This is a genomic window from Plebeiibacterium sediminum, from assembly GCF_026013605.1.
Classification (GTDB): domain Bacteria; phylum Bacteroidota; class Bacteroidia; order Bacteroidales; family Marinilabiliaceae; genus Saccharicrinis; species Saccharicrinis sediminus.
Window position 1 is genome coordinate 1 of the sequence record NZ_JAPDPJ010000093.1, and the last position, 15,016, is coordinate 15,016.

14 protein-coding genes are annotated in these 15,016 nt (G+C 33.9%); 9 read left to right on the forward strand and 5 right to left on the reverse strand.

The window, feature by feature from the left end; genetic code table 11:
- Window positions 1-178 precede the first annotated feature (178 nt).
- The 3 genes from OM075_RS26610 to cbiB form a co-directional block, all read right to left on the reverse strand.
- Entirely contained in the window at window positions 179-490 is a 312-nt protein-coding gene (locus OM075_RS26610) for a DUF4143 domain-containing protein (RefSeq protein ID WP_494515758.1), read from the reverse strand.
- An 18-nt stretch (window positions 491-508) separates the two neighbouring features.
- Complete coding sequence (locus OM075_RS22515; RefSeq protein ID WP_301192814.1) at window positions 509-1,300, reverse strand: ATP-binding protein; 792 nt, start codon at window positions 1,298-1,300, stop codon at window positions 509-511.
- Window positions 1,301-1,544: 244 nt separating this feature from the next.
- Window positions 1,545-2,474 (reverse strand): adenosylcobinamide-phosphate synthase CbiB, encoded by a 930-nt coding sequence (gene cbiB, locus OM075_RS22520; protein WP_301192815.1) that lies wholly within the window; start codon window positions 2,472-2,474, stop codon window positions 1,545-1,547.
- A gap of 125 nt (window positions 2,475-2,599) precedes the next feature.
- Between cbiB and OM075_RS22525 the strand changes: the two genes are divergently transcribed.
- The 4 genes from OM075_RS22525 (at window position 2,600) to OM075_RS22540 (ending at window position 6,907) form a co-directional block, all read left to right on the forward strand.
- The gene (locus tag OM075_RS22525) at window positions 2,600-3,085 is read left to right on the forward strand and encodes an RNA polymerase sigma factor (protein WP_301192816.1); all 486 of its coding nucleotides are present in this window, start codon (window positions 2,600-2,602) and stop codon (window positions 3,083-3,085) included.
- Window positions 3,086-3,088: 3 nt separating this feature from the next.
- On the forward strand, window positions 3,089-4,165 hold the full coding sequence (locus tag OM075_RS22530; protein ID WP_301192817.1) for an anti-sigma factor family protein: 1,077 nt from the start codon (window positions 3,089-3,091) through the stop codon (window positions 4,163-4,165).
- 65 nt (window positions 4,166-4,230) lie between these two features.
- A complete protein-coding gene (locus OM075_RS22535; RefSeq protein ID WP_301192818.1) occupies window positions 4,231-5,154 on the forward strand; it encodes a porin family protein in 924 nt (307 codons plus the stop codon).
- An 85-nt stretch (window positions 5,155-5,239) separates the two neighbouring features.
- The gene (locus OM075_RS22540) at window positions 5,240-6,907 is read left to right on the forward strand and encodes a WG repeat-containing protein (protein ID WP_301192819.1); all 1,668 of its coding nucleotides are present in this window, start codon (window positions 5,240-5,242) and stop codon (window positions 6,905-6,907) included.
- Window positions 6,908-7,272: 365 nt separating this feature from the next.
- On the opposite strand, the gene OM075_RS22545 is transcribed toward OM075_RS22540, so the two are convergent.
- Window positions 7,273-8,577 (reverse strand): MFS transporter, encoded by a 1,305-nt coding sequence (locus tag OM075_RS22545; RefSeq protein ID WP_301192820.1) that lies wholly within the window; start codon window positions 8,575-8,577, stop codon window positions 7,273-7,275.
- A 511-nt stretch (window positions 8,578-9,088) separates the two neighbouring features.
- Between OM075_RS22545 and OM075_RS22550 the strand changes: the two genes are divergently transcribed.
- The 4 genes from OM075_RS22550 to OM075_RS22565 all read left to right on the forward strand — a co-directional run bounded on the left by OM075_RS22550 (window position 9,089) and on the right by OM075_RS22565 (window position 13,349).
- Entirely contained in the window at window positions 9,089-10,030 is a 942-nt protein-coding gene (locus OM075_RS22550) for an ATP-binding cassette domain-containing protein (protein WP_301192821.1), read from the forward strand.
- Window positions 10,031-10,147: 117 nt separating this feature from the next.
- Window positions 10,148-10,873 carry an ABC transporter permease subunit gene (locus tag OM075_RS22555; RefSeq protein WP_301192822.1) on the forward strand — a complete coding sequence of 242 codons (726 nt, stop codon included), beginning with the start codon at window positions 10,148-10,150 and terminating at the stop codon, window positions 10,871-10,873.
- A 12-nt stretch (window positions 10,874-10,885) separates the two neighbouring features.
- Window positions 10,886-12,385 (forward strand): GldG family protein, encoded by a 1,500-nt coding sequence (locus tag OM075_RS22560; protein ID WP_301192823.1) that lies wholly within the window; start codon window positions 10,886-10,888, stop codon window positions 12,383-12,385.
- Window positions 12,378-13,349 (forward strand): DUF4340 domain-containing protein, encoded by a 972-nt coding sequence (locus tag OM075_RS22565; RefSeq protein ID WP_301192824.1) that lies wholly within the window; start codon window positions 12,378-12,380, stop codon window positions 13,347-13,349. The genes OM075_RS22560 and OM075_RS22565 overlap by 8 nt, the downstream gene beginning before the upstream one ends.
- Before the next feature lie 272 nt (window positions 13,350-13,621).
- On the opposite strand, the gene OM075_RS22570 is transcribed toward OM075_RS22565, so the two are convergent.
- Window positions 13,622-13,999, reverse strand: coding sequence for a GxxExxY protein (locus OM075_RS22570; protein WP_301192825.1), 378 nt, complete (start codon window positions 13,997-13,999; stop codon window positions 13,622-13,624).
- A 277-nt stretch (window positions 14,000-14,276) separates the two neighbouring features.
- Between OM075_RS22570 and OM075_RS22575 the strand changes: the two genes are divergently transcribed.
- On the forward strand, window positions 14,277-14,942 hold the full coding sequence (locus OM075_RS22575) for an IS110 family transposase (RefSeq protein WP_301192826.1): 666 nt from the start codon (window positions 14,277-14,279) through the stop codon (window positions 14,940-14,942).
- Window positions 14,943-15,016: the final 74 nt, after the last annotated feature.

Sequence of the window (15,016 nt, forward strand, 5' to 3'; positions counted from 1 at the left end):
TCTCAATAAAGCTTTTGAGAATTGGTTTTAAGAAAAAAGATAATTTAATTTGAATAATCTAAATCAATCAGACAGAGTTATACTTACATATCCATTGGATTTCGAACCTTCAGACAGAAAAGATTTATATTAAGAAATAATTGTTGACTTCATGCAATAAACAATTACTCGTTAGTATTTATTTTATGACTACAAAGTCTCTAAAATTAGTTCTGTCAATCACTTCTTCTTTTGCATTATAAGTATTCACAAATGTCTTGGGTAATCTAACCTTCTTTTTGGCATTCCACTTAAACTCATATCCTTTTAACTGTCCATTTATTTCTTCAACAAAATCAACTTCTTGCTGCTGTTGAGTACGCCAAAAATACATTTTCGCATAACTATTTTTGTAATTATTCTGCTTTACTCTTTCTGTAATTAGAAAGTTTTCCCAAAGAGCTCCTGTATCCTGTCGAAGATCTAAACGATTAAAGTTTCCGAGAATCATATTTCTTACACCATTATCTTAAAAATAGATCTTCTTATTCTTCTTTATTTCATTCCTAAGATTTTTACTATAAGCATTAAGTCTATAAACAACAAAACCTTTCTCCAGGATATCAATATAATTTGATACGGTGTTTTTATCTACTCCTACAGTTTGAGACAACTCATTGTAATTTACTTCACTCCCTATCTGTAATGCTAATGCTTGTACTAATCTCTCTAATACTTCTGGCTTTCGAATATTTGAATAAGCTAAAATATCTCGATACAAATAACTGTTTACAAGTTGTTTTAATATTTCCTTTTCTTCTCCAGGATTATTAAGAACATCGGGATAAAAACCATACAATAATCTATTTTCAACTTGTTGCTCAGCCACTAAATAGCCTTGTGTTTCCTGATACTCTTCCCAACTTATAGGATATAATTCATACTCCCACTTTCTACCTGTTAATGGCTCATTTAATTCATGAGATAAATTAAATGAAGATGATCCACTCACCATTAATTGAACATCTTTGAACTGATCGGTAATTATTTTTAAAGTTAAGCCGATCCCTGCTATCCTTTGCGCTTCATCTATAAATACAATTTTATGTGGACCTAATATTGATCGTATTTGCTCTGTATTGGGATTATTTAACAAACTCCGGACTGTAGGATCATCTGCATCAAGAAATAAGTGCTTTTTATCTGAGATTATCTGATTTATTAAAGTTGTCTTACCAACCTGTCTTGGTCCAATTAATAGAATAGCCTTTCCCTTTCCTATCTTATTTTCAATTACTCCTCTTAATGTGCGTGAATACATATCCAAATTTTTAATATAAATATATGCAACAGATATTGTATTCACAAATTATTATGTTTTTATGTGAATTAATTACTCGTTTGGCATTTTTTTATTTAGGATTTATTAATAATTAGAACTTAAACCCAGACATTTGTAATATTCCTAAGAGCAACAATTAAGCAAGCTACAAATCAACTCTCATCCTTGCCAAGTAGGAGTACCCGAGGTACGAGGGGAGGTGGTTTGAAGCCTAAAACTTTTATTACCCTAAATAAAACATCACAACCAACCCCACCACCAAAAACAAAACACTGGCTTTTAAATTAATGCCACAAGAATAATTGATATGTTTTGAGTTTAATTCCAGAGGGTTCTCTCCTATGTATGGTTTATCAACTACCTTTCCAAAATATTCTGATGGCCCGCCAAAACGGCAATTTAAAGCTCCGGCTAAAGCTGCTTCAGGATATCCGGCATTGGGACTGCTATGTTGATTTCCATATTTAAAAATAAAAGCAAAGGATTTTGATTTTAAACTCACCAAAGCAATTAAAAGGGCAGTAATACGAGCAGGAATAAAATTAAAAACATCATCAACCTTTGCTGCAAAACATCCAAAATCTTTGTAACGATCATTTTTATAGCCAATCATCGAGTCCAGGGTATTCACCATTTTGTAGGCAAACATTAACGGAATACCCCCTATAAAAAGGTAAAAGAGCGGAGCTATCACGCCATCGCTTAAATTCTCTGATAAAGTTTCCAGAGCAGCTTTACGAATAGATTGAGCATCCAGTTTATCTGTTTGTCGGCCCACAATAAAACTCAACTGTTTGCGGCCTGCGTCCAAACCATTTTTACTTAATTCCTTCTCTACCTTTAAAACTTCGTTTATTAAAGTGCGGTTAGCCAATCCATAAAAAACAAATATAGCCCCCACAATTATGGAAACATAATAGTTTAAAGATGCTGCTCTTTCAATCATATAGAAACACAAAAAGGCTAGCACAATACAACAAAAGGCCATAAAGGCACCTTTTATTTTTCGATGATTATTTTTATTCAAGTAACGCTCACCTAGCGAGATGGTATTTCCAAAAACCTTGATTGGATGGGGCATTGAATAAGGATCGCCGATTAATAAATCAAGAATAAATCCTACAACAATTGATATAAATAATTCCGACATCATAAAAATTTTCACTTTTTTCTAAAACCGCTGTAACTTTAGCCATGCTTATGCGTCACAAACATAGAAATTAGAAACAAAAGTATGATAACAATCGTCCTTTTTTAAGTAAATCCTAACTGAGTCGGATGACAGTTAAAGAGTATAATAAAAGTGTAGAATCGTATTCTGATAATATTTATCGATTTGTATTAAAGAACATAAGAGATACAGACCGGGCTAAAGATATTGTGCAGGACACATTTGAAAAAGTATGGAAAAACCATGCAGACATTTCTTATGCCAAAGCAAAGAGTTATCTGTTTTCAACGGCATACCATACTTTAATCGATTCTATAAGAAGAGACAAATACAAAGCAAGTTGGGAAGATGCTGACGCCAACAAATATGTTACCAACGAAACCTACAGCGATGTAAATGAAATATTACACCAGGCACTTGAGCAACTTCCTCCAGACCAAAAAAACGTGATTTTATTGCGCGACTATGAAGGGTACAATTACAATGAGATTGCTGAGATTACAAACCTGAGTGAATCGCAAGTGAAAGTTTACATTTTCAGAGGACGACAGTTTCTGAAAAATTATATTGGTAAAATTGAAGTTTTAGTTTGAATCATGATGATTACAATAGATAATTACGAAGAATGGATTGTTGACTACCTTGACGGCATGTTATCTGAGGATAATCAGAAACAATTTGAGCTGTTTTTATATCAACATCCTGAAATACAAAAAGAGATTGAAGGTATCAGCGATATGGTACTTGAACCTGAAAGCATATCATTTGCAGATAAAACTTCGTTACTTAAAGCCGAAGCCAGCGAAATTGATATTCCTTACGAAGAATATATTGCCATTAAGGATATTGAAACTGGTTTAGATGAAAATGAAAAACAATGGAAGGCAGACTTTATCAATTCTTCTGAAGAAAATCATAAACTGTTTATTGCCTATCAAAACACAAAATTAAAAAGTAATAACACTATAAAATTTGCCCATAAAAGTGTTTTAAAAAGAGTTACCCTCCTACCGATATTTACACCTGCTACTTTGCGAAAAGTGAGTGCGGCTGCAGTTATTGCTCTTTTAATCAGCATAGGTACTTTTCCTTATTTAAAAAAATCAGCAAAAAACATGCAATCAGTTGTAGTTAATGATACACCATCATTAATTGTTCTTCCGAAAAATACACAAACTCAAAACACGCAAAAAAAACAAGATAACAACGAATCTGCACAAAGTACCCTTAATACGAGTGTAAAAGAAACAGGAACAGAATCTGTTACCAACACAGAAACAACTGATAATCAAAAAGAAGAGCAACAAGTAAGAGAAGATATATATATTGAACCATTGGTAGGCAAATCAATACATTTTGAGAAACAAAATAAACCATTAAATGCTTACGAAATAGGTTTAAATGCCATGATGCCGATTATGATTGCCAACAACTTAAGGCAAACAGAAGTTAACGAGTTGGCAATGGAAAATCATGTTCAGTCCGAAAGTCAAAAATTATCTCGTTCTGTTAATGCATTAGGCACAGGTATCCGATTTATCAATTACTTGTCGGGTAACCCAACAACCATAAAAAAATATATCAATGAAGATGGAGAAATGGTAGCTTATCAGCTCGAATCAGATAATATTTCATTTTCAAGAAAAATAAAAAGTATGCCTGTAACAAATTAGATGTTCAGGCGTCATAATCTTAGAAGCGCGTTCTAAAAAACAAATCATTTTTAAAATTAAAAGTCATGCAAAAAATATATTTACTAGTCATTTTATGTGCCTTATTTTCACCAGCTTTATTAAAAGCGCAACAAAATGAGACCACCACAAAAGAAAAGAAAAAAACAACTCCTGTTGATGTGGTTGTTATTGATGAAAAACAAGAAAAAGCCATTGTAGGATTTCCTCGCGCTAAAGTTGAAGTTCAGGAACATAACGATACCATTACCAAAATAACTTTAGGACATAAAAGATGGGAATTTATTGAAGAAGATGATAAAACTAATGTAAGAATGGTTCATATTCCCCGTGAAAAGTTTAAAGGTCACTACTCTGGTGTATTGCTTGGATTCTGTAATTACTCAGGTAAGGATTTTGATACTTCGATACCTGCGGATGGCGATTTTATGGAAATAAACTCAGGAAAATCGATGGCTTTTACCATTAACTTTCTTCAATACGATATTGGCTTACAGCAACGCAAAAAAAATCTTGGATTGGTTACCGGTTTAGGATGGACTGTTTACAATTATCGTCAGGATAACCAGTTCAACATTCAAAAGAACAATGCTGGTATTACATACGGAGAGCCAATTCCAGCTACCAACCCTGTTGAAAAAAGTAAAATTGTAGCTTCATATCTAAACGTTCCGTTATTGCTTGAAGCACAAATTCCTTCTGATAAAAATCGTTGTACCGCATTTATTTCAGCCGGAGTTTACGGTGGATTCAAAATAGGATCGCATACTAAAGTAGTTTATACCGATGGCGATACGGATAAATCAAGAGATGATATCAATATCAATCCATTTCAGTATGGAGCTATGGTTCAGGTAGGTTATAAAATTATTAAGCTTTATGCAACTTATAACTTTTCTACTCTTTACGAAAAAGATAAAGGCCCTGAATTGTACCCTTACAGTATTGGTATTACTTTAGCCAACTTTTAAAAGGCATTTGTAAAAAGCACTCAAAGCTTTGTTAGCCGAAGGTTATTTTCGTTCATCAGAGAATCAATTTAATTACAAATCAGTTATGAAACGTATTGTCATTATATTATTGTCATTATACCTCATCTTACCTATCTATGCCCAGGAAAATAAATCTTTTTTGGATTCCTATCAAAAAGCGTGGGAAATTGAGGACGGATATTACCGGGTAATGCTCAATGGTAAAATGGGGCTGATAGACGGTAATGGAAACGTAATTATTCCCTGCGAAAACGAGCAAGTGTGGGATTTGCAGGATAATGGAAACATTAAGGTGATTAAAAACGGAAAGATTGGTATTTACAACCTTAACGGCAACTTAATTATTCCTACTGTATATGATATGGTATGGGAATTTGAGGACGGCAGAGCTAAAGTGTTGAAAAATGGCAAGATGGGTTTTGTTGATATGAATGGCTATGAGTTTATTCCTTGTCAGTACGATCAGATCTGGGATTTTGAAGATGGTAAAGCCCGTGTTTTCAGAAATGGTGGTATTGGTTATATCAACCTGGCCGGTTTTGAAGTTATTCCTGCCGAATATCAAAAGATATGGGATTTTGAAGATGGACGTGCTATGGTTTTAAAACATGGGAAAATGGGTATGTTAAATGAAGCCGGAGTTGAAATTGTTCCTGCCCAATATCAGAAAATATGGGATTTTGAAGACGGTATGGCCAAAGTTCTTAAAAACGGCAAAATGGGTTATATCAACATGGCTGGTGCAGAAGTGATTCCTTGTCAATACCAATATATAAGCGATTTTGAAGATGGCATAGCCAAAGTAGTTAACAACAGTAATGTGTCTTACATCAATAAAAATGGTGATGCAGTCCATAATCCTGAGGAATATGATTTTGATGACGAAGAAGATGAAACGGAGACTTATGAATACTCAACAGAAATAAATCATAATGATCGTGAAGTGATTTCAAAAGATAAGGACACCACAAAAATCAGATTATTTGGTTCTGACATGGATATTATTGCTGATGACAATTCAACCAAGCTTAGTTTTCAGAAAAGATCTGATGATGATGATAACAGAATCATAAAACGCAAAAAGAAAGATAAAAGACGTTTCGATGGACATTACTGGGGTATGGATTTAGGGTTTAATAACTACCTGAATGCTGATGGCGAATTGTCACTCTATCCTGAAGATGATTTTCTTTCATTAAACACTGGAAAATCGATTGAAGTATCCTTAAATCTATGGGAACAAGATATTTCTTTGAGTCGCAAAGGAAATATTGGTTTTGTGACCGGATTAGGCTTAACATTTAATAATTATCGTTTTGATAATCCATATACTTTAACCAAAGATGATATGGGATATTTATCTTATTCGGTTATTGACGGTAATTTGGATAAAACCAAACTCACTACTTTATACCTGACTGCTCCAATTTTATTTGAGCTGCAATTCAATAGTAAAAACAGAGATGGATTTTATATTTCTGCAGGTGGAATTATGGGGTACAAATTAAAATCACATACCAAAGTTGTTACAAAGAATGATGGTGAAAAATCGAAGGATAAAGACAGAGGAAACTTTAACTTAAATGACTTTAGATATGGTGCGCAGGTTCGTATTGGCTACAGAGCCATAAATCTATACGGAACCTATTATTTATCTCCAATGTTCGATAAAAACAAAGCGCCGGAGCTATATCCTGTTTCTATAGGTGTTTCTATTTATCCTGAATGGTAAAATTCCTTATAATAAGAATCTCTATGTCCTCTGTGATGAAGCGTAGCGCCTCCTTTTCTCTGTGGTAGACTTCTTTTTAAACACGGAGCACACGGAGATATTTCACAGAGTTACACTGAGCATTTTTTTATTCTTATAAATAACAAAAATAACCCACAACTTTATCCCTGTTCCTTTCTGCATATTCCCTTTATTCTCCATGTCCTCTGTGATGAAGCGAAGCGCCTCCTTTTCTCTGTGGTAAACTTATTTTCAAACACGGAGCACACGGAGATATTTCGCAGAGTTACACAGAGGTTTTTCTAAATTAATCATCTTGTTCCCTGCTCTATTCTCCTAGGTACTTTGGACTTTTGACTTTTAACTTAAGACTCTAAACTCTCCTGAGGGTTATCAGCTTTTACAGAACCTATGGCAATAAGTGCTAAACTTACCAATCCGGCTAAAGCTATATAAGAATAGGAACCCAGGTAGTTATAGGATAAACTAAACATAAATGGTCCTAATGCGCTTGAAAAGACGATCATCTGCATACTGACACCCGATATCGCTCCAAGATGCTTCCTGCCAAAAAATCGAGGCCAAACAACAGATGACAATACAGCAAACATCCCTCCCATTATTCCAACTCCTCCGATCAACAGATAAAAGCCTATGGTGTATTTTAAAATGGCCAAACCTACAGAACAAGTTGCTGATCCAAATATCATTGCGTACAGTAGATACTTAAATTTTGTTTTATCGCTAATGGCATTTCCCAATACAGATACTGTAAGCGATACAATGGACATAGGTAAGAAAAATGATAAGGCTTCCTGTTTTGAGTAACCTACATCACCAAAAATGGAAATAATATGAAAGGTTAGTCCTGTAATAAAATAACCATTAAAAGCCAGCATCAGTCCATACATCCAAAAGGCACGGGTTTTAAGCGCTTGTCCCCTTGTGAATTCCTGAACTGGTTTTATTTGCTTTTTCTTCTCTTTATGCGAACCAATATGCCCATCTGGTACCATGCCATATTTTTCCGGTGAATCACGAAACGTTGCGTATATAAGAATTCCAATTACTAACAATCCAATTGACATCCATAACCAGGCATCTTGCCAACCATAGCCTTCAATTAAAAGGTTAATCCATAAAGGTGAAATAGAAAAACCTAATGATACAGCAATAGAGCTAACGGCATTCACTCTTCCTCGGTATTGGTCGAACCAAATCATAATCATATTTCTGGAGGAAAGTGTAAGCACCCCTTGTCCTGTGAATCGTATCAGGAAGAAACAAATCATGATCACAATAAATGAAAATAACCAGTTTTGAATTCCCAGGAATGTCTGAAGTGAATTTGAAATATCAGCACTTTTTGAACTTATAAATAAAGCAATAGCCAATCCAATAGCGGCTCCAAATGCCACTTTGCGAGCGCCATATTTATCGAACCATTTACCTGCTATACCCAATAATAATGAACTACCAATAGTACCAAGTGCATAGGCTAAACTAATTTGAGGACGATCCAGACCTAAAGCTTCTTTTATGGGATCTGTAAAAGTGCTCACTCCCACTGTTTGTCCGGGAACACTAGCCCAGATACCCAAAGTTCCCACTATTGCTATGACGAAACCGTAAAAAAACGGCCATTTATTTATCGAAGTAAAATTCTTCATGCTAAAACTTTTAATTAGCACACAAAGGTAGGTAAACAGGCTGATAGATAAATCTTAAATAATTATAATATCTTGTTGAACCACGCAGTATATAGAGATATTTCACAGAGTTACACAGAGAATTTTCTTTCTTTTAGATTTCAACACATCTTTTCATTTCCTAACCTGTTCCCTTCTCCCTATTTCTTGTTCCTTCTATTTTTCTCTGAGGTAAACCTCTTTTTAAACACGGAACACTCAAAGTTATTTCTTTCGTTCATGTCTAAATGCATATGATCACCTTGCACCCATTCATTTATCAATCATAAATACTTAACATAATTCTGGTTAAAAACAGGTTAAAGTCCCTCCTATCCGAACCACATTTTTTCATCTTGTTATAATTTTGGGACACTTAAAAGCATATCCTCATATGCTTTCGGTCTATAAATAAATGAGTTAATCGACAACTTTCTCTACTCACTTTATTTATTACCGCTTTGAATCAAAAGTTATTTTAAAAACATAAGAGATGGACATTAACGTAAATGAGATTACCAAATTGTACGGTCCGCAAAAAGCTTTAGACAATTTATCTTTTAAGGTAAAAACGGGCGAAATATTAGGTTTTCTTGGACCAAACGGAGCAGGTAAAACAACTACTATGAAAGCAATAACCTGCTTTATATCTCCTAATAGTGGAGATATTACTGTGGGTGGTGTTTCAGTACTTCAGCAACCTGATAAGGTAAAAAGTAACATCGGGTACCTTCCTGAAAACAATCCACTTTACCTGGATATGCCAATAATGGATTACTTAAAATTTATTGGTGAGCTACAAGGAGTGAAAAAATCGGAACTTGACAATCGTGTTAAAGAGATGGTACTTAAATGTGGATTGAATGATGAAAAGCACAAGAAAATTGGAGAACTATCCAAAGGCTACCGACAGAGGGTTGGACTAGCTCAGGCTTTGATTCATAATCCGGAAGTACTGATTTTAGATGAGCCTACAACCGGTTTAGATCCCAACCAAATTATCGAAATTCGTGAACTGATTAAAGAAATTGGCAAGGAAAAAACCGTAATTCTTAGTTCGCATATTCTGGCTGAGGTTGAAGCTACATGTGACAGAGTTTTAATTATCAACAAAGGAAAAATAGTTGCCGATGGTACTCCAAGTGAATTAAGACATAAAGCGCAAGGCAATGAAGTTTTAAAAGTGGCCATTAATAGTGGTGAAAGAAACGAAGTATATGAAGCTTTAAAGCACATAAGTGAAGTGGATGTAGTATCGTTTGCCAATGATGAAATGACGGCCTTTGAAGTTGAAAGTAAACCTCAAACCTCTTCATGCGAAGCCATATTTAAGATGTGTGCCGCTAAAGGTTGGTATTTAACTCAGTTGACTCCTATTGAAAAAAATCTTGAAGATATTTTCCGTGAATTAACAGGAGGAACAAGTGCTAACTAGAAATTTCAACTATAGATTTAACAATAAAAAAAGTTTAACGACAAATGACATCATTAGATAATAATTAAAATCAATCTTTTGTCTCTTGTCTTAATACTTATTTCTTAATCATATATTATGAAACAAATCTGGATCATAACGAAAAAAGAGCTCAAAGGGTATTTTGATTCTTTGATGGCTTATATCATGATTGTTGTATTCCTTGGCTTGAGTGGATTTTTTACCTGGCTCTATGGAAACAATGATGTGTTTTTTATTAATCGCGCCACTATGCAGCCATTCTTTGGAATTGCATACTGGACACTCTTTATTTTTATCCCGGCATTAACCATGAAACAAATGGCAGAGGAATATAAAACCGGAACAATAGAGTTAATGCTCACTAAACCCATATCTGACTGGCAAGTGGTTACCGGTAAATTTCTTTCAACCTTTTTATTGATTGTTATTTCACTGGCATTAACCATACCATACTACATTTCAATCGCCTCCATCGGTCCAATTGACCATGGATCTGTATTAACCGGATATCTGGGATTACTGCTGATGAGTGCTGCATATATTTCATTGGGAATATTTGCCAGTAGCATTACATCAAATCAGATAGTTGCCTTTTTATTGGCTCTAATCATTGGTATTTTCTTTCAGATATTGTTTGGAATTACCTCAACAGCCTTTTCAGGAATAACAGGCGATGTGTTATCGTACATGGATATGCAATACCATTATAATAGCATAACACGAGGAGTTATTGATAGCAAAAATCTGGTTTATTTCGGATCTATTATTCTCATTGGATTAATGGCTTCTGAGCTATCATTAGTAAAACGAAACATCAACTAATTAATCAGTATCATGTTTAAAAAGAGTCAGTTAAAATACTACATCATACTATCGTTGGGAATCATCATTCTCATCAATATTTTAGCCAACAGATTCTTTTTTCGCTTAGATTTTACAGAAGATCAACGTTATACGCTAAGCGAAACTACAAAGGACATTCTGGAAGGCATTACAGAACCAATTACAGTAACGGCATATTTTTCGGAAGGTTTACAACCTCAGTTTGATAAGGCCCGTCAGGATTTCAGAGATATGCTTGCCGATTATAGTTCTTTAACAGGTCGCCAATTGGTTTACGAGTTTATTAACCCGAATGAAGACCCTGCAAACGAACAAAAAGCGGTTGAAGCAGGCATCAGAACTTTAATGATTAAAGCTCGCGAAAAAGATCAGGAAACGACAAAAAAAGCATACATGGGGGCTGTAATTCAAATTGGTGAGGAAACAGAAACCATCCCTTTTATTCAACCTAATGCGCAAATGGAGTATTCTTTAACTACAGCCATCAAAAAACTTACGGTTCCGGAAAAGGCTGCTATTGGGTTTATAACAGGACATGGAGAGGCAGGTCTAGATCAGTTGGCACAAGTATCTCAGGGTTTAGATATTCTTTATGTACCCGAAAATGTAACACTATCAGATAGTGTAAACTTGAGTAAATACATATCGATTGCCTGGATTAATCCTCAGGATACGATTCCGGAAGAGGATTTTGCCATTATTGATCAATACTTAAATCAGGGTGGTAATTTGTTTATCTCCTTCAATAAAGTTGATGCCCAATTACAACAGGGAATGGGATTTGCAAAGTACACAGGACTTGGAAAATGGTTAGAAAGTAAAGGTTTAAAAGTAAATGACAATTTTGTGCTAGATGCAACTTGTGGCTCTATAAACGTACAACAACGTCAGGGTATTTTTACGGTAAACAGACCTATACAATTTCCTTATTTACCAGTATTATCAAACTTTGCCGAACATCCTATTACCGAAGGTTTAGGAACAATGATAATGCAGTTCGGTAGTACATTAAGTTTTACAGGAGATAGCACTAAATCCTTCACACCATTGGTTTTCACATCTGAAAAATCAGCAACTCAACCTGCTCCCGTCTATTTTAATGTTGAAAAACAATGGACTGAGAATGATTTCCCGAATTCAAAAATGCCTGTTGCTGGTATGATTGAAGAGGACAATCATAAAATTGTAGTTATTGCTGATGGTGATTTGGCAATAAATGGTTCAGGAGAACAAGTGCATCAGGTACAACCTGACAACGTAAATTTTGTGGTTAATGCCATCGATTATATGAGTGATGATACTGGTTTAATACAATTACGATCAAAACAGGTTAAAATGCGTCCTTTAGATCAGATTGATGATGCCAATAAGCAATTCTTAAAAATATTCAACTTTGCGCTACCTATTGTAATCATCATTTTAATCGGTATTTATCGAAATCAGAAAAGAAAATTGATCCGTTTAAAAAGAAAGGGGGAAACCTATGTTTAGAAAATTTAGCCTTAAAACATTAAGTATCGTTTTTATAGCATTATTAGCTCTTGTTATTATAGCCCGCATTGTTGACCATAGTAATGGCACAAACACGCTAAAAAGCATGCTATTTGATGTAAATACAGATAATGTTACGTCGGTTGTTATATATCCTAAAATGCTTAAGGGTGATAAAATTGAACTTAAGAAAGCTGGTGATAACTGGACTGTATTGAGAAATGGCAATACTTATAATGGAGAAGGAACGATGATTAACCGCTTGATTGATCAGGTAAACAAGCTAAAACCACTTCGTTTAGCAGCCAGAAAAACAGATCAATGGGAAAAATATGAACTCACAGATTCTCTTTCTTCTGTAGTAAAACTTATGAATGGTTCAAAAGAATTGGCATCGCTGTATATTGGGAAATTCTCTTATCGTCAGGCGAAACAAAATCCGGCTATGATGCAACAAAACCAATACTATCAACAACCCAGAGGTACCATGACTACTTATGTAAGAACTGGTGATGATGACGAGGTTTACGCTGTTGAAGGATTTTTAGGTAGCATGATTAATCGTGACGCTAATGCATTTAGAAATAAACAATTGGTTAAAGTCAATAAAACCAATCTGAATAAAATCTCTTTTAATTATCCAGCAGACAGTTCCTTCACGATGGTTTTAAATGAGGATAAGTGGATGAGTGATGGAATAGCTTTAGATTCAGCTTCTGTAGCTCAGTACTTAAACAAAATTCAAAATTTAAAAGCCTCTGCATTTGCTGATGTGGATAAAGGTAACTATACGCATACGATCCAAATTCAGGATAATCAGATGAATATTGCAGAAGTAAAAGCTTATTTAGATGGAGATGAAGCTGTGATGGTTTCAAATCAAAATGAAGGCACCATTTTTAAAGAGAAAAAAGACATGAATTTTAGTAAGCTTTTTGTTTCTAAAAGTGCTTTTATAAAATAATGAACTAATTATCTCCTTTCATAATAATTTCATTACAATAAGTGATGGGTCATCAATTTTTGGTGGCCCGTTTTTGTTTGATTTTAATACAGATACTTTTTTTAACACGAAGGACAAAGAGGTATTTCACAAAACTACACAGAGTTTTTTTATTCTCCATATCCTCTGTGGTGAAGCATAGCGTCTCCTTTTCTCTGTGGTAAACCTTAAACTTAGGACACATGAAGGTTTTCACAAGGATTTATCTCTTCTCTACAATCAAGTTGTTATAATCAATAACCATTAACAACTCTCTTTACTCCTTTAATTAGCTGGGTAACATTAAAATTAATGAGTAATCCTGTCCTTTTATCAGCAAGTTTTAGATAAGATAATATTTGAGCCATATGGATATCGTGTAAATGTTCAACAGACTTCAATTCAATAATAACTTCATCCTCTACAAATAAATCTAATCTGTAACCACACTCAAGTTTTACTTCGTTATAAACCAAAGGCATTGCTACTTCTTTTTTAACTCTAAATCCCTGCCTTTGTAATTCATAAAATAAACATTCCTGATAAGCTGATTCCAATAACCCTGGTCCTAATTCTTTATGAACTTTAATTGCACATCCAATAATTCTTTCGGTAAGTTGTTTATTCTCCATAGTTTAATTGATTTTAATTTGGTTTTGATATTAAATATAAAACAAATTTTTAATCCGTTATGCATACGAATACACAACAAAGTCATCTATTAAAAACATTTTTACATCGTTTCTATGTTAATTGATGTAAAGTATTGATTATTTGATATATATATGATATTCACTTTTTTACCACGGAGCACACAGAGGTATTTCACAGAGGTAGTATGTTTGAAAAAGCATAAGCTAAGAATTTATTATATTATAAAGAGGTATTTTATAAATTAAATTCAAGCTTATGCAAAGTCAATTTAATAAAAATCAATTTGAAGGACAATCTTTTTACATTGGGATTGATGTTCATAAAAAAAGTTGGAAGGTTACCATATTAGGAGAAGAATATGAACACAAAAGCTTTAGTCAGGATCCAGAAGTAAAACATTTAGTATCTTATTTGCATAATAATTTTCCTGGAGGTAATTATCATGCTGTATATGAAGCAGGATTTAGTGGATTTGAATTAAGTAGAAAACTAAATAATTCAGGAGTTAAGTGCTTGGTTGTACATCCTGCTGATATACCTACTTCTAAAAAAGAAAAAGTACAAAAGACTGATAAAGCTGATAGTAGAAAATTAGCACGTTGTTTAAGAAGCAATGCAATTGATGGAATTAATATTCCAGTACGAAATTTAGAATCTGATCGTGCATTAGTACGTCAACGCTTTCGTATAGTTAAAGAAGTTGGAAGAATAAAAAATAGGGTAAAATCATTACTTTTTCAATTTAGTATTGAAATTCCAGATGCATATAGCGAAATGCAAACAAGATCCTGGTCTAGAAATTATTTAAATTGGCTAAAAACAGTAGATATAAAAGAAACCAGCTTAAGAGTAACATTAAATAATTATATAGAAATAGGGAGTTTTTTACGTAAAGGATTATTAACCTCAGTTCGATTCTAAAATAAGGCTAATTGATCAGACTTAATTTGCTCAACTTTAATAGCAGGTTTCTTTGGAAAAAATGAATAGGCTAT